The 21,289-nt window shown below is 72.7% G+C and carries 19 protein-coding genes; 12 read left to right on the top strand and 7 right to left on the bottom strand.

From position 1 onward, the window contains the following. Positions 1-4 precede the first annotated feature (4 nt). Complete coding sequence (locus ACFIF2_RS16645; protein ID WP_395573418.1) at positions 5-1,444, top strand: ATP-binding protein; 1,440 nt, start codon at positions 5-7, stop codon at positions 1,442-1,444. On the opposite strand, the gene ACFIF2_RS16650 is transcribed toward ACFIF2_RS16645, so the two are convergent. After that, complete coding sequence (locus ACFIF2_RS16650) at positions 1,423-2,418, bottom strand: TAXI family TRAP transporter solute-binding subunit (RefSeq protein ID WP_395573419.1); 996 nt, start codon at positions 2,416-2,418, stop codon at positions 1,423-1,425. The two genes, ACFIF2_RS16645 and ACFIF2_RS16650, sit on opposite strands and share 22 nt — an antisense overlap. Positions 2,419-2,548: 130 nt before the next feature. On the opposite strand from ACFIF2_RS16650, the gene ACFIF2_RS16655 reads away from it, so the two are divergent. Continuing rightward, entirely contained in the window at positions 2,549-2,977 is a 429-nt protein-coding gene (locus ACFIF2_RS16655) for a MazG nucleotide pyrophosphohydrolase domain-containing protein (protein WP_395573420.1), read from the top strand. Between the two features lie 87 nt (positions 2,978-3,064). Here ACFIF2_RS16655 and ACFIF2_RS16660 read toward each other — a convergent pair whose 3' ends face one another. Both ACFIF2_RS16660 and ACFIF2_RS16665 read right to left on the bottom strand, forming a co-directional pair. Next, the gene (locus ACFIF2_RS16660; RefSeq protein ID WP_395573421.1) at positions 3,065-4,306 is read right to left on the bottom strand and encodes a cation:proton antiporter; all 1,242 of its coding nucleotides are present in this window, start codon (positions 4,304-4,306) and stop codon (positions 3,065-3,067) included. Positions 4,307-4,310: 4 nt separating this feature from the next. Next, positions 4,311-4,796 carry a cation:proton antiporter regulatory subunit gene (locus tag ACFIF2_RS16665; RefSeq protein ID WP_395573422.1) on the bottom strand — a complete coding sequence of 162 codons (486 nt, stop codon included), beginning with the start codon at positions 4,794-4,796 and terminating at the stop codon, positions 4,311-4,313. A gap of 102 nt (positions 4,797-4,898) precedes the next feature. On the opposite strand from ACFIF2_RS16665, the gene ACFIF2_RS16670 reads away from it, so the two are divergent. The 4 genes from ACFIF2_RS16670 to ACFIF2_RS16685 all read left to right on the top strand — a co-directional run bounded on the left by ACFIF2_RS16670 (position 4,899) and on the right by ACFIF2_RS16685 (position 9,087). Further along, entirely contained in the window at positions 4,899-6,068 is a 1,170-nt protein-coding gene (locus tag ACFIF2_RS16670; protein WP_395573423.1) for a sensor histidine kinase, read from the top strand. After that, the gene (locus ACFIF2_RS16675) at positions 6,068-6,727 is read left to right on the top strand and encodes a response regulator (protein WP_395573424.1); all 660 of its coding nucleotides are present in this window, start codon (positions 6,068-6,070) and stop codon (positions 6,725-6,727) included. Before ACFIF2_RS16670 ends, ACFIF2_RS16675 begins: the two co-directional genes overlap by 1 nt. 67 nt (positions 6,728-6,794) lie before the next feature. Then, on the top strand, positions 6,795-8,312 hold the full coding sequence (gene miaB / locus ACFIF2_RS16680) for a tRNA (N6-isopentenyl adenosine(37)-C2)-methylthiotransferase MiaB (RefSeq protein WP_395573425.1): 1,518 nt from the start codon (positions 6,795-6,797) through the stop codon (positions 8,310-8,312). Positions 8,313-8,361: 49 nt separating this feature from the next. After that, entirely contained in the window at positions 8,362-9,087 is a 726-nt protein-coding gene (locus tag ACFIF2_RS16685; RefSeq protein WP_395573426.1) for a class III extradiol dioxygenase subunit B-like domain-containing protein, read from the top strand. A 240-nt stretch (positions 9,088-9,327) separates the two neighbouring features. On the opposite strand, the gene ACFIF2_RS16690 is transcribed toward ACFIF2_RS16685, so the two are convergent. Then, entirely contained in the window at positions 9,328-9,624 is a 297-nt protein-coding gene (locus ACFIF2_RS16690) for an antitoxin (protein ID WP_395573427.1), read from the bottom strand. A gap of 24 nt (positions 9,625-9,648) precedes the next feature. Beyond that, complete coding sequence (locus ACFIF2_RS16695) at positions 9,649-9,915, bottom strand: hypothetical protein (RefSeq protein WP_395573428.1); 267 nt, start codon at positions 9,913-9,915, stop codon at positions 9,649-9,651. Positions 9,916-10,098: 183 nt separating this feature from the next. On the opposite strand from ACFIF2_RS16695, the gene miaA reads away from it, so the two are divergent. The 6 genes from miaA (at position 10,099) to hflX (ending at position 18,521) form a co-directional block, all read left to right on the top strand. Then, positions 10,099-11,037, top strand: a complete 939-nt coding sequence (miaA, locus tag ACFIF2_RS16700; RefSeq protein WP_395573429.1) for a tRNA (adenosine(37)-N6)-dimethylallyltransferase MiaA — start codon at positions 10,099-10,101, stop codon at positions 11,035-11,037. Between the two features lie 107 nt (positions 11,038-11,144). Then, positions 11,145-11,645, top strand: coding sequence for a hypothetical protein (locus tag ACFIF2_RS16705; protein WP_395573564.1), 501 nt, complete (start codon positions 11,145-11,147; stop codon positions 11,643-11,645). A 141-nt stretch (positions 11,646-11,786) separates the two neighbouring features. Then, positions 11,787-12,656 carry a diaminopimelate epimerase gene (gene dapF, locus ACFIF2_RS16710; RefSeq protein ID WP_395573430.1) on the top strand — a complete coding sequence of 290 codons (870 nt, stop codon included), beginning with the start codon at positions 11,787-11,789 and terminating at the stop codon, positions 12,654-12,656. A 231-nt stretch (positions 12,657-12,887) separates the two neighbouring features. Continuing rightward, positions 12,888-15,053 (top strand): RelA/SpoT family protein, encoded by a 2,166-nt coding sequence (locus ACFIF2_RS16715; protein ID WP_395573431.1) that lies wholly within the window; start codon positions 12,888-12,890, stop codon positions 15,051-15,053. A 302-nt stretch (positions 15,054-15,355) separates the two neighbouring features. Continuing rightward, positions 15,356-16,882 carry a M1 family metallopeptidase gene (locus ACFIF2_RS16720; RefSeq protein ID WP_395573432.1) on the top strand — a complete coding sequence of 509 codons (1,527 nt, stop codon included), beginning with the start codon at positions 15,356-15,358 and terminating at the stop codon, positions 16,880-16,882. A 145-nt stretch (positions 16,883-17,027) separates the two neighbouring features. Next, entirely contained in the window at positions 17,028-18,521 is a 1,494-nt protein-coding gene (gene hflX / locus ACFIF2_RS16725) for a GTPase HflX (RefSeq protein ID WP_395573433.1), read from the top strand. Between the two features lie 65 nt (positions 18,522-18,586). Here the strand turns inward: hflX and ACFIF2_RS16730 are convergent, their stop codons facing one another. Together ACFIF2_RS16730 and ACFIF2_RS16735 are read right to left on the bottom strand one after the other, a co-directional pair. Further along, positions 18,587-19,804 carry a trypsin-like serine peptidase gene (locus ACFIF2_RS16730; RefSeq protein WP_395573434.1) on the bottom strand — a complete coding sequence of 406 codons (1,218 nt, stop codon included), beginning with the start codon at positions 19,802-19,804 and terminating at the stop codon, positions 18,587-18,589. Between the two features lie 128 nt (positions 19,805-19,932). Beyond that, positions 19,933-21,162: a trypsin-like serine peptidase gene (locus tag ACFIF2_RS16735; RefSeq protein WP_395573435.1), complete on the bottom strand. Its 1,230-nt coding sequence runs from the start codon at positions 21,160-21,162 to the stop codon at positions 19,933-19,935. Between the last annotated feature and the right edge of the window lie 127 nt (positions 21,163-21,289).

The raw sequence follows: 21,289 nt of genomic DNA on the forward strand, positions 1-21,289 counted from the left end.
CCGGGTGAGTTCACGTCTGCTCCCGCTGCTCATCGTCCTGATGGCGGCCGTACTGCTCGCGCTCGGCGTTCCGCTCGGGATCAGCGTCGCCCGCGCGGAGCAGCAGAAGGTCGTCATCGACCGCATCGACGACACGGCACGCTTCGCCGCGCTCGCCCAGTTCGTCACCGAGGACGTGCCGGGCGGGTCGCGCCGGACCACCACCGACGAGCGCCTGGAGACCCTGCAGACCGAGTTGATCAGCTACTACGAGGTGTACGGCATCAGGGCGGGCGTCTTCTACCGCAACCACATCCCGATGGCCAACGCGCCGACGACCTGGTTCCTGCCGCAGACCGGCGAGGTGCGCGACTCCTTCGACGAGGCGCTGCTCAGCCGCCGCAGCCACGACCCGCGCCAGGTGTGGCCCTGGGAGGACGGGCGGCTCGTGGTCGCCTCGCCGGTCATCCGGGACGGGGACGTGGTCGCGGTCGTGGTCACCGACTCGCCCACCGACTCGATGCACTCGCGCACCCTGCGCGGCTGGCTGATCATCGGCGCCGGGGAGGTCGCCGCGATGCTGCTCGCCGTCGGCGCCGCGCTCCGGCTGACCGGCTGGGTGCTGCGGCCGGTACGGGTGCTCGACGCCACCACCCACGACATCGCCACCGGACGGCTCAAGTCCCGGGTCGCGCCGGCCGGGGGGCCGCCGGAGCTGAGGCGGCTGGCCGGGTCGTTCAACGAGATGGCGGACCACGTGGAGGACGTGCTGGAACAGCAGCGCGCGTTCGTCGCCGACGCCTCGCACCAACTGCGCAACCCCCTGTCGGCACTGTTGCTGCGCATCGAGCTGCTCGCCCTGGAACTGCCCGAGGGCAACGAGGAGATCGCCTCCGTCCAGGCCGAGGGCAAGCGCCTGGCCCGGGTCCTGGACGACCTGCTCGACCTGGCGCTCGCCGAGCACAGCGAGGCCGACCTCGCGGTCACCGACATCGGCGCCCTGACCGCCGAGCGGGTGGCGGCCTGGTCACCGACGGCCGAGGCCAAGGGCGTACGGCTGGTGGGGGACTGCCCTCCGACCACCGGCTGGGCCGACCCGGTGACCCTCTCCAGCGCCCTGGACGCGGTCATCGACAACGCGGTGAAGTTCACGCCGCCGGACGAGACCGTGCGCGTCACGGTCGCCTCCACCGGGGAGTCCGCCCGTGTCGTCGTCACCGACAACGGCCCCGGGCTGACCGACGATGAGCTCGCGCGCGTGGGAGACCGTTTCTGGCGCAGCGGCCGGCACCAGAACATCAAGGGCTCCGGCCTCGGCCTGTCCATCTGCCGGGCGCTGCTGGCGGCGGGCGACGGCTCGATCTCCTTCGGGCACCACGAGCCGCACGGCCTGGAGGTGACGGTCACGGTGCCCAGATCGGGACCGCGGGCGGAGCCGGAGCCCTACGGCTTGACCGACCGGTAGTAGCGCTGGGCGCCGGCGTGCAGTTCCAGCGGGGCGGTGTAGATGGCCGTACGCAGATCCACCAGCTGCGCGGAGTGGACGTGCGCCCCGATGCCGTCGCGGCTGTCGAGGACCGTCCTGGTCAGCCACTCGGTGAGCCGGGGATCCATGTCCGCGCGGGTCATCAGCAGGTTGGACACCGCCATCGTGGGGACCACGGCACCGTTCTGGACGGTGGGGTAGGCCGACTCCGGCATGTTGGTGGGCCGGTAGTAGCGGGTGGCGCCGCCTGACTCGTGCAGCTCGGCGACGAGGCTCTCGTCGATCGGCACGAACCGGAACGCGGAACTCTCCGCGATCTTCTCCAGCCCTTCCGTCGGCACACCGCCCGACCAGAAGAAGGCGTCGAGCTCTTCGCCCAGCCGCCCGGGGCCGGTGTCGATGCCGTCCGCGCGGGGCGTGATGTCCCGCTCCGGATCGATCCCGACGGCCGCCAGCAGCCGGGTGGCGATCAGCCGCACGCCCGAGTTCGGCAGCCCGATGGCGACCCGTTTGCCGCGCAGGTCGGCGACGGTCTGGATGTCCGAGTCGCTCGGCACCACGAGCTGCACGTAGTCGTCGTAGAGGCGGGCGACCCCGCGCAGTCCGTCGGCGCCCGGCCGTCCGGCGATCTTGTACGTCTCCACCGCGTCCGCCGCGGCGATCGTGAAGTCGGCCTCCCCGGAGGCCACCCGCTCGACGTTCTCCTGGGAGCCGGCGCTGGTCGTCAACCGCACCTTCAGGCCCGGCATGTCCTCGCGCAGCTCGGCGCGCAGCAGCTCGCCGTACTTCTGGTAGACCCCCGCGCGGGTGCCCGTGCTGAACGTGATCGTCCCGCGCGGCGGTTCCTCGCCCAGCGGCAGCAGCCACCACAGCAGCAGCCCGAGGGCGACGACACCGGCGACCGTCCCCTGGACGGCCCGGCGCCTGCCGATTCGGGAGAGCAGCGTGGACATGGGCGCGATCCTGCCAGCCCGCGACCCCGCTGACCAGGGCCGAACTCACACGACGGGCACACGGCGGGCACACGGCGGGCCGGCACCGGCGCGGGGCCCGCTGTCAGTGGCGCTGGCTACAGTCGTCGACATGAGCACTTCGCCCGCCGACCTAGTCCGCGCCTTCCACCTCGCCTTCGGCCTGGACGTCCGCGGCACGCCCACCGAGATCGCTCCCGGCCTGGCCGCCCACCGGGGCGAGCTGCTCGCCGAGGAGGCCGCCGAGGTCGCCGAGGTGTCGGTGCGGGGACCGCTCGACCACCTCGCGCACGAACTGGCCGACGTGGTCTACGTGGCCTACGGCACGGCCCTCGTCCACGGCATCGACCTCGACGCGGTGATCGCCGAGATCCACCGCTCCAACATGACCAAGCTGGGCCCCGACGGCCGGGTCAGCCGCCGGGCCGACGGCAAGGTCCTCAAGGGAGAGCACTACGAGGCGCCGGACGTGGCGGGCGTCCTGCGCCGGCAGGGATGGGAGCCGCGGACGCCGGACGCCGTGGACGCGCCCGGGGCCTGAGGGGGCGTACGGCACGACCCCGGCACCTGCCGCGTACCGGGGTCGTGACGAGCCGGGTCGGGTGGCGCGACCCCGCAGGGGGGCGGGTCAGTCGCCGACCGACGCCTCCGCCCCCGCCGGGCGAGGCGTCCCGTCGGCCCCGCCGGGAAGGCCGCCGGGGCGGTCGGGACGGTCGCGCGGGCGGAACAGACGGGTCGCCAGCGGTTCGGTGAAGCGGGCGGTGAGGGGGCCGAGCACGACCAGGATGAGGACGTAGGCCGTGGCCAGCGGCCCCAGGGACGGCTCGATGCCGGCCGAGACCGCGAGGCCCGCGATGACGATCGAGAACTCGCCGCGCGCCACCAGTGCGCCGCCCGCGCGCCAGCGCCCCTTGACGGAGATCCCGGCCCGCCGCGCCGCCCAGTAACCGGTGGCGATCTTCGTCACGGTGGTGAGCAGGGCCAGCGCCAGAGCGGGCAGCAGGACCGGCGGAATGCTGGCCGGGTCGGTGTGCAGACCGAAGAAGACGAAGAAGACGGCGGCGAAGAGGTCCCGCAGGGGGCTCAGCAGCGTGTGCGCACCCTCCGCGACCTCACCGGACAGCGCGATGCCCACCAGGAACGCGCCCACGGCGGCCGACACCTGGAGCTGCTGCGCGACACCCGCGACCAGGATCGTCAGGCCCAGCACCACCAGCAGCAGCTTCTCCGGGTCGTCGCTGGAGACGAACCGCGAGATCAGGCGGCCGTAACGGACCGCCACGAACAGCACCAGGCCCGCCGCGCCCAGCGCGATCGCCAGGGTGATGCTTCCGGTCATCAGCCCGGCACCGGCCACCAGCGCCGTGACGATCGGCAGGTACACCGCCATCGCCAGGTCCTCCAGGACCAGCACGCTCAGGATCACCGGGGTCTCCCGGTTGCCGACCCGGCCGAGGTCACCGAGCACCTTGGCGATGACACCGGACGACGAGATCCACGTCACCCCCGCGAGGACCACGGCGGCCACCGGGCCCCAGCCCAGCAGCAGCGCCGCCACCGCGCCCGGCACGGCGTTGAGCGCGCAGTCGACGAGACCGGCCGGATAGTGGGACTTGAGGTTGGTGACCAGATCGCTGGCCGTGTACTCGAGGCCCAGCATCAGCAGCAGCAGGATGACGCCGATCTCCGCGCCGGCGGCGATGAACTCCTCGCTCGCCCCCAGCGGCAGGAGCCCTCCCTCGCCGAAGGCGAGACCGGCCAGCAGGTACAGCGGGATGGGGGAGAGGCGGTACCGGCCGGCGAACCGGCCGAGCAGCCCGAGCCCCAGGATGATGGAGCCGAACTCGATCAGCAGAACCGCGGAGTGCACCGGCTCACTCCTGCCCGAGTATCGCCGCGGCCGCGTCGACGCCCTCGCGGGTGCCGATGACGATCAAGGTGTCACCACCCACCAGCCGGAAGTCCGGCGCCGGCGACGGGATCGCCTCGGCCCGCCGCAGCACCGCGACGACGGACGCGCCGGTCTCGGTCCGCATGCACGTCTCGCCCAGCAGACGGCCGTTCCAGCGGGACGTCGCGGACACCTCGATCCGCTCGGCGACCAGCCCCAGGTCGGTGGTGTAGAGCAGGTTCGCGCTGTGGTGCGACGGCTTGAGCGCGTCGATCAGCGCGCCGGCCTCCGCCGCGGCCAGCCGCAGCGAGTGCGCGCAGGAATCGGGGTCGTCGGACCGGTACACGTTCACCGTGCGGGCCCCGTCGCGGTGAGCCACCACCGACAGATGGCGGTGTTCCCGGGTCACCAGGTCGTACTGGACCCCGATACCCGGCAGCGGCGTCGCCCTCAGGCGTGGAGCTGACACGAGTTTTCCCCTCATTCGTCCTGCGTGCCTTGCCGTGCTCGCGTCACGCCCGTGACGTGCTCGCGGCCACGCCATGCTGTCATCCGCGCGTACGGTGGCGATATGGGTGTCGTGACGGATATACGCGGCCGGTCGCGGGCGGCGAAGCTGGTCGAGGCCGTGTCGCGCGCCGAGGCCGGGAGGAGCGGAAAGAGGACCGTGTCGCTGTTCTGGCGGATCTTCTCGCTCAATGCCGCGGGCCTCGTCGTCGCCACCGCACTCCTGCTGGGACCGGTCACCGTGTCGACCCCGGTCCTGCCGGACGAGGCACTGATCCTGCTCGCCGGCCTCGCCGCGCTGCTGGCAGGCAACGCGGTCGTCCTGCGGATAGGCCTCACCCCGCTGCACCGGCTGGGCCGGGCCATGGCCACCGCCGACCTGCTGGTGCCCGGCGCCCGCCCGGCGGTCTCCGGACCGGCCGAGGCCGCGGAACTGATCGCGACGTACAACACGATGCTGGACCGCCTCCAGGCCGAGCGCGCCGCCGGCGCCGGGCGCGCCCTGCACGCCCAGGAACGTGAACGCCACCGCATCGCCCGCGAACTGCACGACGAGGTCGGACAGACCCTCACCGCCGTTCTCCTCCAGCTCAAACGCGTCGCCGACCGGGTGCCCGGCGAACTGCGCGAGGAAGTGTCCCTGGCGCAGGAGGCCACCCGGGCCGGACTGGACGAGATCCGCCGCATCGCCCGCCGCCTGCGCCCCGGCGTCCTCGAGGAACTCGGCCTCGCCAGCGCCCTGCGCTCGCTGGCGACCGAGTACACGCACCACGGACTGACCGTCCAGCACCACGTCCCCGGCGACCTGGGCCCGCTCGCACCCGAGGCGGAACTGGTGATCTACCGGGTGGCCCAGGAGGGCCTGACCAACACCGCCCGCCACGCCCGTGCCGACCGCGCGGAGCTCAGCCTCCGCCCGCTGCCCGGCGGTGGCGTCGAACTGCTCGTACGCGACAACGGCACCGGCCTCGGCGCCGCCCCCGAGGGCGCCGGCATCCGGGGCATGCGCGAACGGGCCCTGCTGACAGGAGCCGAGATCCACTTCGCACCAGCCCCCGGCGGGGGCACCGACGTACGCCTGCGTGTCCCCGCCCCACCGGGGGCCCGAGCCGGCGCCGGACCCGGTTCCGCAGCCGCGGACGCCCCGCGCGAGGGGTTCGAGGACCCGGCCGGCGCCCGGTCCGGCCAGCGGGCCGAGGACCCAGCCGCAGACCGAACCGGAGAGCGCCCCTGATGCCCGCACGGCCCCCGATCCGCGTCCTGCTCGCCGACGACCACACCCTCGTACGCCGCGGCGTACGCCTCATCCTGGACGGCGAACCGGACCTGACGGTCGTCGCCGAGGCCGGCGACGGGGCCGAGGCGGTCGCCGCGGCGCGGGCCACCGAGGTCGACCTGGCCGTCCTGGACGTGGCCATGCCCCGCATGACCGGCCTCCAGGCGGCCCGCGAACTCTCCCGCCGCCTGCCCGAGCTGCGCATCCTCATCCTGACCATGTACGACAACGAGCAGTACTTCTTCGAGGCCCTCAAGGCCGGGGCCTGCGGCTACGTCCTCAAGTCCGTCGCCGACCGCGACCTGGTCGAGGCCTGCCGGGCGGCCGTGCGCGACGAGCCGTTCATCTACCCGGGCGCCGAGCGGGCGCTGGTCCGCTCCTACCTGGACCGCCTGCACGGCGGCGGCGGCCTGCCCGAGCGGCCCATCACCGAACGGGAGGAGGAGATCCTCAAGCTGGTCGCCGAGGGCCACACCTCCAAGGAGATCGGCGAGCTGCTGTTCATCAGCGCCAAGACGGTGGAACGCCACCGCGCGAACCTCCTCCAGAAGCTCGGCGTACGGGACCGCCTGGAACTCACCCGGTACGCGATCCGCGCGGGCCTCATCGAGCCCTGACCAGCAAGGACCCCGGTTGTCCACAGGCGGCCCGGGCCATGGCCGCCGACCACCTACCCTTATTGCCATGAGCAGCATCGACCGGAGCCAGTCAGTGGGCGGCACGCGCACCTATGAAGTACGCACCTACGGGTGCCAGATGAACGTCCACGACTCCGAGCGATTGTCCGGTCTGCTGGAGGACGCGGGTTACGTCCGCGCCCCCGAGGGTGCCGACGGCGACGCGGACGTCGTCGTCTTCAACACCTGCGCCGTGCGGGAGAACGCCGACAACAAGCTGTACGGCAACCTCGGCCACCTCGCCCCGAAGAAGGCGAGCCGGCCCGGGATGCAGATCGCGGTCGGCGGCTGCCTGGCGCAGAAGGACCGCGACACCATCGTGAAGCGGGCCCCCTGGGTGGACGTCGTCTTCGGCACGCACAACATCGGCAAGCTGCCGGTGCTCCTGGAGCGCGCCCGCGTCCAGGAGGAGGCACAGGTCGAGATCGCCGAGTCGCTGGAGGCGTTCCCGTCCACGCTGCCGACCCGCCGCGAGAGCGCGTACGCGGCCTGGGTCTCCATCTCCGTCGGCTGCAACAACACCTGCACCTTCTGCATCGTCCCGGCGCTGCGCGGCAAGGAGAAGGACCGCCGCCCCGGCGACATCCTGGCCGAGGTCGAGGCCCTGGTGGCCGAGGGTGTCTCCGAGATCACCCTCCTCGGGCAGAACGTCAACGCCTACGGCTCCGACATCGGCGACCGAGAGGCGTTCAGCAAGTTGCTGCGGGCCTGCGGGAAGATCGAGGGCCTGGAGCGCGTCCGCTTCACCTCCCCGCACCCGCGCGACTTCACCGACGACGTCATCGCCGCCATGGCCGAGACGCCGAACGTGATGCCGCAGCTGCACATGCCGCTCCAGTCCGGCTCCGACCCGGTGCTCAAGGCGATGCGCCGCTCTTACCGGCAGGAGCGCTACCTGGGGATCATCGAGAAGGTGCGGGCCGCCATCCCGCACGCGGCGATCACCACCGACATCATCGTGGGCTTCCCCGGCGAGACCGAGGAGGACTTCGAGCAGACCCTCCACGTGGTGCGCGAGGCCCGGTTCGCCCAGGCCTTCACCTTCCAGTACTCCAAGCGCCCCGGCACCCCGGCCGCCGAGATGGACGGCCAGATCCCCAAGGCGGTCGTCCAGGAGCGCTACGAGCGTCTGGTCGCCCTCCAGGAGGAGATCTCCTGGGAGGAGAACAAGAAGCAGGTCGGCCGCACCCTGGAGCTGATGGTCGCCGAGGGCGAGGGCCGCAAGGACGGCGCCACCCACCGCCTCTCCGGCCGCGCCCCCGACAACCGCCTGGTGCACTTCACCAAGCCCGACCAGGAGGTCCGGCCGGGCGACGTGGTGACCGTGGAGATCACCTACGCCGCCCCGCACCACCTGCTCGCCGAGGGCGCGGTCCTCGACGTGCGCCCCACCCGCGCGGGCGACGCCTGGGCGAAGCGCAACGCGGCCGAGCAGGCCAAGCCCGTGGGCGTGATGCTGGGCCTGCCGAAGATCGGGGTTCCCGAGCCCCAGCCTGCGGTGGCGAGCGGCTGCGGCTGCGACTGACCGCAGGGGGTGCGGTCGCGGGCCGCGGCGCGGGGATACGCTGCCGATCATGCTTGTCGCCGCCGCCGTCTGTCCCTGCCCGCCGCTCCTCGTGCCGGAGGTCGCCGCGGGTGCCGCACCCGAGCTGGACCCGGCGCGCGCCGCGTGCGCGGACGCCCTGGGCGTGCTCGCGGCCGCCCGACCCGACCGGCTCGTGGTCGTCGGGCCCGCTGACGGAACGACCGGGCCCGAGGTCTACCCGCAGGGCGCACGGGGCTCGTTCCGCGGCTTCGGCGTGGATCTCGACGTGACCCTGGGGCCGGACCCCGGTGCGGCCAGGCAGCCGGGCGTGCCCGGACTGCCGTACGGGCTCGCCGTGGGCGCCTGGCTGCTCGCCCGGACCGGGTGGGCCGACGCCCCCGTGGAGGGCATCGGCGTGGGGGAGTCCCTGACGGCCGAGCGCTGCGCGGCCGTAGGACGGGACATCGTCGCACGGGCCGGACGGACCGCGCTGCTGGTGCTCGGCGACGCGAGCGCGTGCCGCACGCTCAAGGCACCCGGTTACCTCGACGACCGGGCGGCCCCCTTCGACGCGGCGGTCGGTCGGGCGCTGGGAGCGGCGGACGTGCCCGCGCTGCTGGCCCTCGACATCGTGCTGGCCCGTGAGCTGAAGGTGTCCGGCCGGGCCCCCTGGCAGGTCCTCGCGGGCGCGGCCGAGGACACGGCCCTCGCCGGAACGCCCCTGTACGAGGACGCGCCGTACGGCGTGGGGTACATCGCGGCCACCTGGTCGTAGGGCGGCGCGGAAGGCCACCACCGGACGAGCCGGGCCGAGCGGGCAGTCCCGGCCCGTACGTCGGCGCCCATCCCGTGCGCGGGCTCGCACCCGGCGCGTCGGCACCTATCCGCGTACGAGCAACGCCTCCGCGTACAAGCAACGCCTCCGCGCACAAGTACGCGCCCGCGCACAAGCAGCGTCCCCGCACAAGCACGCGCCCGCGCACCGGCAGTCGCCGGTGCGCGGGCGCGTGGGGGGTCAGGAAGCCGGGGGCGGCCCGGCCGGAGGGGTGGTGCCGCCGGGGGTGGTGCCCGGTGTGCCGCCGCTTCCGTCCGTGCCGTCGGCGTCCTTGTGCGCGAGGCGGTCCATGGCGCCCTTGGCCTTGCCGGTGCCGGTCTGGATGCGGTCGCTGTACTTGCCCTTGGTCTTCTCGTCGACGGTCTTCGCCACCTTGTCGAGACCGCGGTCGATCTTGTCCCCGTGCTGTTGCGCGAGGTCGGAGACCTTGCCCTTCGCTGGTCCCAGTTTGGCTTTCAAGTTGTCCAGGAGACCCATGGTTCGCCTTCCCTCACGGGGCAGTCAGGTGCGGGCGCCCTTGTCGGCCTCGTTGTCGACGGCCTCCCCGGCGGACTGCTGCTTGGGGATGCCGACGCTCTCCGAGTCGTCGGCCTCGTCGGTCTCCGCGGGCTGTGCCGTGTTCCGGGGCCCGGTCTCGACCGTCTCCGTGGCCTTCGCCGCGTCGTCCTCGGCCGCGCGCTCGGTGTCCGGGGTGTCGGCCCGAGTCTCGGCGGCCGGCGCCTCCTCTGTGGTCGTCGACCTCCGAAAAAGCCGTGCAAAAACGCCCATATCAACTCCATACGTTACTCGTGCGGGCGAAATCCCGCGGCATCCGGTGCGTCCGTTTGCCTGGCCGGGGCCCGGCCCCGGTGGCCCCGGGAAGCGGGAACCTCGCAACGGGCAACGACCCCGGCGCCCCTCCGTCACGTAACTCGTTCGAGGGCGGGGTGGGAGGTTTGCGAGACTGGTGCGGTGAGCAGCGCACCCCCCACCCCCCGCGTCATCGCCGTAGTCGGACCCACCGCGGCCGGAAAGTCCGATCTGGGCGTCTTCCTGGCCCAGCGGCTCGGCGGTGAGGTCGTCAACGCCGACTCCATGCAGCTCTACCGTGGGATGGACATCGGGACCGCCAAGCTGACGCCCGAGGAGCGTGGTGGCGTCCCGCACCACCTGCTCGACATCTGGGACGTGACGGTCACGGCGTCCGTCGCCGAGTACCAGCGGCTGGCGCGGGAGCGTATCGACGCGTTGCTCGCCGACGGCCGCTGGCCGGTCCTCGTGGGCGGCTCCGGTCTCTACGTCCGCGGGGCGGTCGACAACCTGGAGTTCCCCGGCACCGACCCCGAGGTCAGGGCCCGGCTGGAGGAGGAACTCGCGGTGCGCGGCTCGGGGGCGCTGCACGCCCGCCTGGCCGCCGCCGACCCGGAGGCCGGGCGGGCCATCCTGCCCAGCAACGGCCGCCGGATCGTGCGCGCCCTCGAGGTGATCGAGATCACCGGCAGGCCCTTCACCGCCAATCTCCCCGGTCACGACTCCGTCTACGACACCGTGCAGATCGGCGTCGACGTGGCACGCCCCGAGCTGGACGAGCGCATCGCCCGCCGGGTCGACCGGATGTGGGAGGCGGGTCTGGTCGACGAGGTGCGGGCACTGGAGGCGCAGGGGTTGCGCGAGGGGCGTACGGCCTCGCGCGCGCTCGGCTACCAGCAGGTGCTCGCGGCGCTCTCCGGGGAGTGCACGCTGGAGGAGGCGCGGGCGGAGACCGTCCGTGCCACCAAACGCTTCGCGCGCCGCCAGGATTCATGGTTCAGGCGCGACCCGCGGGTGCACTGGTTGAGTGGGGCTGTGGCGGACCGCACGGAACTTCCGCGGCTCGCGCTGTCGTTGGTCGAACGACCGGTTACAGCCTGATCACGTGATGGCATCGGGACGCCCCGGCCGTCATCCCGGCCTGTGACGGCGTGCCATCATCGAGCTTCGATCGACCGAGTGAGTCCTAGTTGGGAGGGCGCGTGGCGATGGAGGCCGGCCCTCGCGACACCGCACCGAGCACCGAGCACGGCACCGCCGCCCACGGCGGACCGGAGCCGGACGGGGCCGCTCTGAGCCCCGACGGCCCCGACGAGACGCCGGAGCACGTGTCCGCCGACGGCCCCGAGCCCGAGGAGATGTACGGGGACGAGGTCGAGGTCGAACTGCGTCCGCAGCGACGGCTGCGGATCTGGCAGCTCGCGCCCATCGTGTGCCTGGCCGCGGTCGGGTCCCTGATGTTCGCGTTCCCGCTCGCCTTCGACTTCGGGGACAGCGGTGCCGTGATCGCGATGCTGGGGCTGCTGATCTGCTCTTGCGCGGCCGGCTGGGGCATGATGGCCGCCCGCCGGGTGGGCTACACCTGGCCGGGCCTGCCGCAGCGCGGCTCGGGACGCCGTGCCGACTGGCGGATGATCCTGGTGTACTCCCTGGCGGTCGCCGCCGTCATCGTCCTGGCCGTGTGGCGAGTGGCCCGACTGCGCGGCTGAGCGGCTGAGCGGCGCCACCGGCTCCCCTCCCCGTGCACACGCGCGGTGGGGACGCGCACGGCGCGTACGTGCGCGTACGCACCCGGTCGATGCTCGCCCGCCCCGCGTCGTCGTGTCCGCCCCACCCCGTACGATCGAGGAATGAGCACGCGGATCGCCTTCCTCAAGGGCCACGGCACCGAGAACGACTTCGTGATCGTCCCGGACCCGGAGAACGCCCTCGACCTGTCGCCCGAAGCCGTCGCCGCCCTGTGCGACCGACGCGCGGGGATCGGTGGCGACGGACTCCTGCACGTGGTGCGGTCCGCGGCGCACCCGGAGGCCAAGGACATGGCGGCCGAGGCCGAGTGGTTCATGGACTACCGCAACGGCGACGGTTCGGTCGCGGAGATGTGCGGCAACGGCGTGCGGGTCTTCGCGCGCTACCTCCAGCGCGCCGGGCACGCCGCCGCGGGCGACCTCGCCGTCGCCACCCGCGGAGGTGTGAAGACCGTGCACCTCGCCAAGAACGGCGACGTCACGGTCGGGATGGGCCGCGCGCGGCTCCCCGAGGGCGACGTCGTGGTGAGCGTGGGCGAGCGCAGCTGGCCCGCGCGGAACGTCGACATGGGCAATCCGCACGCGGTCGCCTTCGTCGACGACCTCGCCCACGCCGGGGACCTGTACTCCCCGCCGCCCTTCGCGCCCGCCGCCGCGTACCCGGACGGGGTCAACGTCGAGTTCGTCGTCGACCGCGGTGCCCGACACGTCGCGATGCGCGTGCACGAACGCGGCTCCGGGGAGACCCGGTCGTGCGGCACGGGCGCGTGCGCCGTCGCCGTCGCCACCGCCCGCAGGGACGGCGCCGACCCCGCGGTCACCGGCACCCCGGCGACCTACACCGTCGACGTGCCCGGCGGCACCCTGGTGATCACCGAGCGCCCCGACGGCGAGATCGAGATGACGGGGCCCGCGGTGATCGTCGCGGAGGGCGAGTTCGACGCCGTATGGCTGGAAGGGGTACTCGCCTGAAGTACGACGCGCAGAACCACAGCCCGGACCATGACAGTCAGTGCGAAAACGTAAACCCTCGGACCATCGCTCGAATGGGTGATCCGTTTCACGCTCGGCGAGAGGCGGTCAGCCGCACGTGATGGGCTCGATAGCATCAAGCACCGGCCCGGACGGGGGAACGACACCATCCCCTGAGCCGTGTCCGCCCTGGGATACCCCGTCCGCCGGTCCGCGCAGCCGGAGGTGCCCATGAACGCGGAGGCCGTGAATCCAGCGAGCCCGGGCCCCGTGCCGCCCGCGGCCACCGGAGCCGTCGCGCCGGCGGCGCCCCGCAGGAAGGCACGCCCCCGGATCGACCTGCGCCGCCTGGGCCGTGCCGCGCTGCTCGGCACCACCGCCCGCGGCAGGCTGCCCGACGCCATCGGCCACGTCGTCGAGGCCCACCGCGCCCACCACCCCGACGCCGACCTCGACCCGCTGCGCCGCGCCTATGTCCTGGCCGAGTCCTCGCACCGCGGCCAGATGCGCAAGAGCGGCGAGCCGTACATCACCCACCCCCTCGCCGTCACCCTGATCCTCGCCGAACTCGGCGCGGAGACCACCACGTTGACCGCCTCCCTCCTCCACGACACCGTCGAGGACACCGAGGTGACGCTCGACCAGGTCGGCGAGGAGTTCGGCGCCGAGGTGCGCTACCTCGTCGACGGCGTCACGAAACTGGAGAAGGTCGACTACGGCGCCGCCGCCGAGCCCGAGACCTTCCGCAAGATGCTCCTCGCCACCGGCAACGACGTGCGCGTGATGTCGATCAAACTCGCCGACCGGCTGCACAACATGCGCACCCTCGGCGTCATGCGCCGCGAGAAGCAGGAGCGCATCGCCAAGGTGACCCGGGACGTCCTCATCCCGCTCGCCGAACGGCTCGGCGTCCAGGCGCTCAAGTCCGAGCTGGAGGACCTCGTCTTCGCGGTCATGCACCCCGAGGAGTACGAGCACACGCGGAAGCTGATCGACGAGAACGCCGCCCGCGCGGACGACCCCCTGGCCGAGGTCGCGGACGACGTGCGCAAGGTGCTGCGCGAGGCCGACATCACCGCCGAAGTCCTCATCCGGCTGCGCCACTTCGTGTCCGTGCACCGCGTGTCGCGCAAACGCGGCCGACTGCGCGGCGCCGACTTCGGCCGCCTGCTGGTGCTCGTGCAGGAGGACGCCGACTGCTACGCCGTCCTGGGCGAACTGCACACCTGCATGACCCCCGTCGTCTCGGAGTTCAAGGACTTCATCGCCGTACCCAAGTTCAACCTGTACCAGTCGCTGCACACCGCGGTGGCCCGCCCGCAGGACGGTCAGGTCGTCGAGGTCCTCATCCGCACCCACCAGATGCACAAGGTCGCCGAGGCCGGTGTCGTCGCGCTCGGCAATCCCTACGCCACGCCGTCGGAGGAGCAGAGCGCGGGCGACGGCGAGCGCGTCGACCCGACCCGGCCCGGCTGGCTCTCCCGGCTGCTCGACTGGCAGCGGGGCGCCCCCGACCCGGACACCTTCTGGTCCACCCTCCGCGAGGACCTCGCCCAGGACCGCGAGATCACCGTCTTCCGCCCCGACGGCGGCACCCTCGGCCTGCCCGAGGGCGCGACCTGCGTCGACGCCGCGTACGCCCAGTACGGCGAGGACGCGCACGCGACGATGGGCGCACGGGTCAACGGCCGCCTGGCGACGATGAGCACGGTGCTGCGCGACGGTGACACCGTGCAGCTCCTGATGGGGCAGGACCCCGCCTCCGAGCCCTCCAGGGAGTGGCTGGAGCACGCCCACACCCCCGCCGCGCGGATCGCCATCCAGCGCCGGCTCGCTGCCCACCCGGAGCCGGCGGCCACCGTGGCCGAGGCGCCTCGCGGTGACGCCGCGGGCGACGCCCCCGCCTCGCGTCCGGCGTCCGACGGGCCGGCCGCCCGTCCCACCGCCCCCGACGTCCTCGTCGACCCGCCGGGTGCGACCGTACGGCTGGCCGGGTGCTGCACCCCCGTACCGCCCGACGAGATCACCGGCTTCGCCGTGCGCGGGGGAGTGGTGACCGTGCACCGCGCGGGGTGCGCGGTGGTGGCGCGCATGAGGAGCGCGGGGCGCCCCGAGGTCGGCGTGCGCTGGGGGGAGAGCTCCCAGTGCCGGGTGACGCTGCTCGCCGAATCGTTCGGCCGCCCGCATCTCCTGGCGGACCTCACCGAGGCCATGGCCCTCGAAGGCGCCGAGATCGTCTCCGCGACCGTCGAACCCCCCGACCAGCAGCGGGTCCGCCACAGTTACACCGTCCTGCTCGCGGACGCGGCCCGGCTGCCCGCCCTCATGCGCGCCATGCGCGACGTGCCCGGCGTCTACGACGTGAGCCGGGCCCAGCCGCAGACCACGGGGGTCTGAGCCCGGCCGCGACCCCGGACGGGGTCGGGCCGCGGAGTCTGAGCCCTGAGCCGGCGGCGGGCTCCCGCGCGGAGTCCGAGCCGGGGGCCGGTTCCCGGTCGCGTGGTCCGAGCCTGGACCGGTTCCCGATCGCGTGGTCCGGGCCTGGACCGGTACCCGACCGGGAGGTCCGAGCCCCCGACCGGTCGCCGACCGCGAGACGCGATACCCGTACCGGTCGCCGGGCGCGGCGACGTACCCGTTCGGGTGTCCCGGGCGCGCGTCGCCGCTGTCGCGCACGCGCGCGCTGATAGCCGTGGGGCATGCTGCACACCCCTCACCTCCCGGCTTCCCGCCTCCGCGCGGGAGCCCGCCGCCGGCTCAGGGCCGCGGCGCTGCTCGCCTCGGCCGTCTCCGTCTGCCTGGTCGCCGCGAGCGCCCCGCCGACCCCCCTGGGCGTCGGCGACCGCCTCTTCCCGCACCTGGGCAACCCCGGTTACGACGTGTCGGCGTACGACCTCTCCTTCACCTACTCCGGCAGCAACACCGAGCCGCTTCGGGCCGTCACGACCATCGACGCCCGGACGACGGCCGGCCTGGACCGGGTCAACCTCGACTTCGCCCACGGAAAGGTCGACTCCGTCGAGGTCGACGGCGAGCCCGCCGGCTTCGCCACGGCCGGCGAGGACCTCGTGATCACCCCTGAGGACCCGCTCGACGAGGGCGAGTGGACGACGATCACCGTGCGGCACAGCAGCGACCCCGTGTACCCGCAGGACCGCGAGGGCGGCTGGGTGCGCACCGCCGACGGCCTCGCTATGGCCAACCAGGCCGACGTCGCCCACCTGGTGTTCCCCTGCAACGACCACCCTTCCGACAAGGCGCGTTTCACGTTCCGCGTCACGGCCCCCGACGGGCTGACCGCCGTCGCGAACGGACTGCCGGCGGGCGTGGACCGGTCCGGCGGGTCGACCACCTGGACGTACCGGACCGCGCACCCCATGGCCACCGAGCTGGCCCAGGTGTCCATCGGCCGTTCCACGGTGCTGCACCGCACCGGGCCGCACGGGCTGCCCGTCCGGGACGTGGTCCCGACCGAGCACCGCGCGGCGCTCGAACCGTGGCTGGAGAAGACCCCGGACCAGATCGCCTGGATGGAGGACAAGGTCGGGCGCTACCCCTTCGAGACGTACGGCCTGCTCATGGCCGACGCCACCACCGGCTTCGAGCTGGAGACCCAGACGCTCTCCCTCTTCGAGCGGGAGCTGTTCACCGAGCCCGGGTACCCGAAGTGGTACGTCGAGTCGATCATGGTGCACGAGCTGGCCCACCAGTGGTTCGGCAACAGTGTCAGCCCGGGCACCTGGTCCGACCTGTGGCTCAACGAGGGGCACGCCACCTGGTACGAGGCGCTCTACGCGGAGGAGACCGCGGACAAGCCGCTCCAGGCGAGGATGAAGGCCGCCTACGGTGCCTCCGACGGCTGGCGCGCGAAGGGCGGGCCGCCGGCCGCCCCGAAGCCGCCCACCTCGGGCAGCAAGACCGGCATCTTCCGCGCCAACGTCTACGACGGCGCGGCCCTCGTGCTCTACGCCCTGCGCCAGGAGATCGGCCGCCCCGCCTTCGAGCGCCTCGAACGGGCCTGGGTCACCCGCCACCGGGACGGCACGGCGACCACCGACGACTTCGTCCGGCTCGCCTCCGAGACCTCCGGCCGCGACCTGCGCGGCTTCTTCCAGGGCTGGCTCTACGGGGAGAAGACCCCGCCGATGCCCGGCCACCCGGACTGGAAGCCGACGACGACCGGCCAGGCGCCCCAGGCGGCCGCGGACAAGGCCCACGGGGAATAAGCCGGTGACGAGACGGCCCGTGCCGTGCGACCATCTTCGGGACGGCACGGCACCGGCCGCGGGAATCCTCCCGGCGGCTCGTGCGTTGTGAAGAGTGTCGCAGCCTCAGTGCCGCGCAACAGATTCCCAGCTACGTAAGGATCCAATGACCTCCTCTTCTTCCCCTTCCCAGGACACCAAGCGTCTCGCGCAGACCTACCCCGAGGGCCTTCGGGCCGATGCCCTGATGGAAGAGGACGTCGCCTGGAGCCACGAGATCGACGCGGAGTGGGACGGCGAGCAGCTCGACCGCTCCGACCGCGCGGCTCTCCGCCGGGTGGCCGGCCTCTCCACCGAGCTCGAGGACGTCACCGAGGTCGAGTACCGACAGCTCCGTCTGGAGCGGGTCGTCCTCGTCGGCGTGTGGACCACGGGCACCGTGCAGGACGCGGAGAACTCCCTCGCGGAGCTGGCCGCCCTCGCGGAGACCGCGGGCGCGCTCGTGCTCGACGGCGTGATCCAGCGCCGCGACAAGCCCGACGCCGCCACCTACATCGGCTCCGGCAAGGCCGAGGAGCTGCGGAATGTCGTCCTCGACACGGGCGCGGACACCGTGATCTGCGACGGTGAGCTCAGCCCCGGCCAGCTGATCCACCTCGAGGACGTCGTCAAGGTCAAGGTCATCGACCGTACGGCCCTGATCCTGGACATCTTCGCCCAGCACGCCAAGTCCCGAGAGGGCAAGGCGCAGGTCGCGCTCGCGCAGATGCAGTACATGCTGCCGAGGCTGCGCGGCTGGGGTCAGTCGCTGTCCCGGCAGATGGGCGGCGGCAAGGGCGGCGGCCTCGCCACCCGTGGTCCCGGTGAGACCAAGATCGAGACCGACCGGCGGCGGATCCGCGAGAAGATGGCGAAGATGCGCCGGGAGATCGCGGAGATGAAGACCGGCCGCGACATCAAGCGCCAGGAGCGCAAGCGCCACAAGGTGCCGTCCGTCGCCATCGCGGGCTACACCAACGCCGGCAAGTCCTCGCTGCTCAACCGCCTCACGGGCGCGGGCGTGCTGGTGGAGAACGCCCTGTTCGCCACCCTCGACCCGACCGTGCGCCGGGCCGAGACCCCGAGCGGCCGGCTGTACACCCTGGCGGACACCGTCGGTTTCGTCCGGCACCTGCCGCACCACCTGGTCGAGGCGTTCCGTTCCACGATGGAGGAGGTCGGCGACTCCGACCTGATCCTGCACGTGGTGGACGGGTCGCACCCGGTCCCGGAGGAGCAGCTGGCCGCCGTGCGCGAGGTGATCAGGGACGTCGGCGCCACCGACGTGCCCGAGATCGTCGTGATCAACAAGGCCGACATGGCCGACCCGCTGGTGCTCCAGCGGCTGCTGCGGGTCGAGAAGCGGTCCATCGCCGTCTCGGCACGCACCGGCCAGGGCATCGACGAGCTGCTCGCGCTGATCGACAACGATCTGCCGCGTCCGTCGGTCGAGATCGAGGCGCTCGTGCCGTACACCCACGGCAAGCTGGTCGCCCGCGCCCACGACGAGGGTGAGGTGATCTCCGAGGAGCACACCCCGGAGGGCACCCTGCTCAAGCTGCGGGTGCACGAGGAACTGGCGGCGGAGCTGACGCCGTACGTTCCGGCGCCGCTCGCCTGAGCCCCGTACGAGGACGAGGGCCCGCCCCCTGCCAGGCAGGGGGCGGGCCCTCGTCGCGTGCGGATCTACCGGCCGCCGTGCGTCCTGCTCATGTTCTGGTACATCGCCTCGGCCTCCCGGCCCAGCCGGGGACCCGCCAGCCAGGTGTTGTCCAGCGGACCGATCGAGGTGTTCGACACCAGCCTGGTCTCGCCGTCCACCACCCGGAACCATCCGCCGCCGGACGAACCGCCGGTCATGGTGCAGCCGATGCGGTACATCGTCGGCAGCGACGGGCTCAGCGACAGCCGGCCGGGCCGGTCGACGCACTTGAACATCTCCAGGCCGTTGTACGGCGCCGCCGCCGGGTAGCCCCAGGCACCCATGCTGCCGACCTCGGTCGCGGACGGGGCGGAGAAGTCCACCTCCAGCGCGGCGCCGACCGTCTCCTCCAGGGACTTGCTTCCCTGTTCGGGCCGCACGTGGAGCACGGAGTAGTCGTACGCGGCCCCGTCGCCGCCGTCCTCCGCGCCGCCCTGGATCCACTGGTTCGAGGTCGAGGCCCAGTCGGCCCACCAGGTGCCGTAGGGGGCCGTCTCGGTGGTGGTCGCGTTCGCCAGCTCCGCCTCGGACTTGCCGAGGTCGTTGTACGACGGTACGAACGCGATGTTGCGGTACCAGCCGCCGCTGCCGCCGGCGTGCACGCAGTGACCGGCCGTCCACACCAGGTTGGACTTCCCCGGGTGGTTCGCGTCCTTGACGACCGTGCCGGAGCAGACCATCGAGCCCTCGGGGGAGTCGAAGAAGACCTTGCCGACCGGGGCGGCGTTGTCGTGGTACGGCGTCTTCTCGGCCGTGGCCTCGACGGGTTCCGGCTCCGGGTCGGTGGCGCCCTGGCCGGCGGCCGTGTCCTGGGTCGTGACGGTCTTGTCGGCCTCCTTCGCGGACCGCATCCGGTCCGGCTTCCACAGACCCTCGATCACCGGGTTGACGAAGTCCTTGGCCTCACTGAGCCACGTGTCCCCGTCCCAGTCCTTCCAGCCGCCGTCCTTCCACCGGTCGGCGTCGATGCCGTGCTCCTCGAGCCGGTCCGCGAGTTCGGCGGGGATCTCGACCTCGCCGTCACCCCCGCTGCCGGTGTCGGCGGCCTGGGAGGCGCCGCCGCCCGGTTCGGCGTCGGCCCGGTCCTTCTCCGCGCCGCCGCAGGCGGTGGCGGTGAGCGCCAGGGCGGCCGCCAGGCCGGTGGCGGCGAGCAGGGTGCGGCGCCGCTGCCGCGGCGCGGCGGGCGTGGGTGCGGAACGCATGGTGGAACGACCCCCGTGGAAAAGTGTGAAGAGCGAACGAGTGCCTGCCGTGGAGCGGACGGCGGGGCCCCGGGCCCACCGAGCGAACCCCGCCGTCCCGCTGACCGAGCGTCGCGCTCGGCGTGCGGTCACTGACCGGCGAACTTGCCGCTCACCGCGTCGAACACGCCCTTGGCCTCCTTGCCCAGCCGCGGACCCGCCAGCCAGCCGGCCGTCACCGGGCCGATCGACGTGTTGGACACCAGCGCGGGCGCGCCGTCGGAGCCGGCGGCGACCCAGCCGCCGCCGGAGGAACCGCCGGTCATGGTGCAGCCGATGCGGTACATCGTCGGGTCGGAGGCGTTGATCGACAGACGGCCGGGCTTGTCCTGGCACTGGTACAGCTTCTGGCCGTCGTACGGCGGCGCGGCCGGGTAGCCGATCGCCTTGAGGCTCTCCACCTCCGGTACGGCGGGCGCGTCGAAGTCCACCGGGAGCGCGGCGCCGACCGTCTCCTCCAGCGACCTGCCGTCGCTGCCCTTCTCCGGCGTCACGTGGATGACGGCGTAGTCGTGCGCGGCGCCCTCACCACCCGTCGCGCCGCCCTGCTCGATCCACTGGTCCGAGGTCTGCGCCCAGTCCCCCCACCAGACACCGTAGGGAGCGACCTCTTCCTTGGTGGCGGTCTGCAGTTCCTCGGTCGACATGCCCGCGTCGTTGTACGACGGCACGAAGGCGATGTTGCGGTACCAGCCGCCGCTCTTGCCGGCGTGCACGCAGTGACCGGCCGTCCACACCATGTTGGACTTGCCGGGGTTGGCCGGGTCCTTCACGACTGTCGCCGAGCAGACCATCGAACCCTTGGGGGAGTCGAAGAGGAGCTTGCCCGCCGTGGCGGCGTTGGCGTGGTACTTGGGGGGAACGGCCTCGGCCTGGACCGGGGCGGGCTCCGGGTCGGTGACACCCTGGTCACCCGAGAGGTCGCTGTCGTCGACCTCCTGCTCCGGTTCCTCGGCCTCGCGCATCCGGTCCGGGTCCCACAGGTCCTCGATGATCGGATTGACGAAGTCCTGCGCCTCACGCAGCCAGTCGTCCTTGCTCCAGTTCTTCCAGGCGCCGTTCTTCCACTCGTCGGGGTCGATCCCGTGTTCCCTGAGCTTGTCCTTGAGGTGGTCCGGGATCCGGATCTCGCCGTTGCCGGCGTCCGCGGCGGACGCGGAGGCCGAGGCGTCGCCGCCCGCCTCCGGGTCGCCGGAGTCGCAGGCGGTGGCGGTGAGCGCGAGCGCGGAGACGAGCGCCACGGCGACCGGCACGGGGGAAGCGGTGCGCCGCCCGCGCCTGTGTCCGCGCGTGGTGAACGACGGCCGTATGGATCGCATGGTGGTGACTCCCCCTGGTGTGAACTTCACAAGAACGGGCCACACACTATTCGTTCGCTGTGGGGGAGTTCCGACGGTACGGCAACGGTTCGGATACAAGGCCTCTGACCTGGCACGCCGTCGAGGC

The organism is Streptomyces sp. BK79, assembly GCF_044142145.1.
In the GTDB taxonomy this organism is placed as follows: Bacteria; Actinomycetota; Actinomycetes; order Streptomycetales; family Streptomycetaceae; genus Streptomyces.

Coding starts and splice junctions, on each gene's coding strand:
- ACFIF2_RS16720 (WP_395573432.1), top strand. CDS start 15,356: ATGCTGCACACCCCTCACCTCCCGGCTTCCCGCCTCCGCGCGGGAGCC.
- dapF (WP_395573430.1), top strand. CDS start 11,787: ATGAGCACGCGGATCGCCTTCCTCAAGGGCCACGGCACCGAGAACGAC.
- ACFIF2_RS16715 (WP_395573431.1), top strand. CDS start 12,888: ATGAACGCGGAGGCCGTGAATCCAGCGAGCCCGGGCCCCGTGCCGCCC.
- hflX (WP_395573433.1), top strand. CDS start 17,028: ATGACCTCCTCTTCTTCCCCTTCCCAGGACACCAAGCGTCTCGCGCAG.
- ACFIF2_RS16705 (WP_395573564.1), top strand. CDS start 11,145: ATGGAGGCCGGCCCTCGCGACACCGCACCGAGCACCGAGCACGGCACC.
- ACFIF2_RS16730 (WP_395573434.1), bottom strand. CDS start 19,804: ATGCGTTCCGCACCCACGCCCGCCGCGCCGCGGCAGCGGCGCCGCACC.
- ACFIF2_RS16685 (WP_395573426.1), top strand. CDS start 8,362: ATGCTTGTCGCCGCCGCCGTCTGTCCCTGCCCGCCGCTCCTCGTGCCG.
- ACFIF2_RS16670 (WP_395573423.1), top strand. CDS start 4,899: ATGGGTGTCGTGACGGATATACGCGGCCGGTCGCGGGCGGCGAAGCTG.
- miaB (WP_395573425.1), top strand. CDS start 6,795: ATGAGCAGCATCGACCGGAGCCAGTCAGTGGGCGGCACGCGCACCTAT.
- ACFIF2_RS16675 (WP_395573424.1), top strand. CDS start 6,068: ATGCCCGCACGGCCCCCGATCCGCGTCCTGCTCGCCGACGACCACACC.
- ACFIF2_RS16735 (WP_395573435.1), bottom strand. CDS start 21,162: ATGCGATCCATACGGCCGTCGTTCACCACGCGCGGACACAGGCGCGGG.
- ACFIF2_RS16695 (WP_395573428.1), bottom strand. CDS start 9,915: ATGGGCGTTTTTGCACGGCTTTTTCGGAGGTCGACGACCACAGAGGAG.
- ACFIF2_RS16650 (WP_395573419.1), bottom strand. CDS start 2,418: ATGTCCACGCTGCTCTCCCGAATCGGCAGGCGCCGGGCCGTCCAGGGG.
- ACFIF2_RS16655 (WP_395573420.1), top strand. CDS start 2,549: ATGAGCACTTCGCCCGCCGACCTAGTCCGCGCCTTCCACCTCGCCTTC.
- ACFIF2_RS16690 (WP_395573427.1), bottom strand. CDS start 9,624: ATGGGTCTCCTGGACAACTTGAAAGCCAAACTGGGACCAGCGAAGGGC.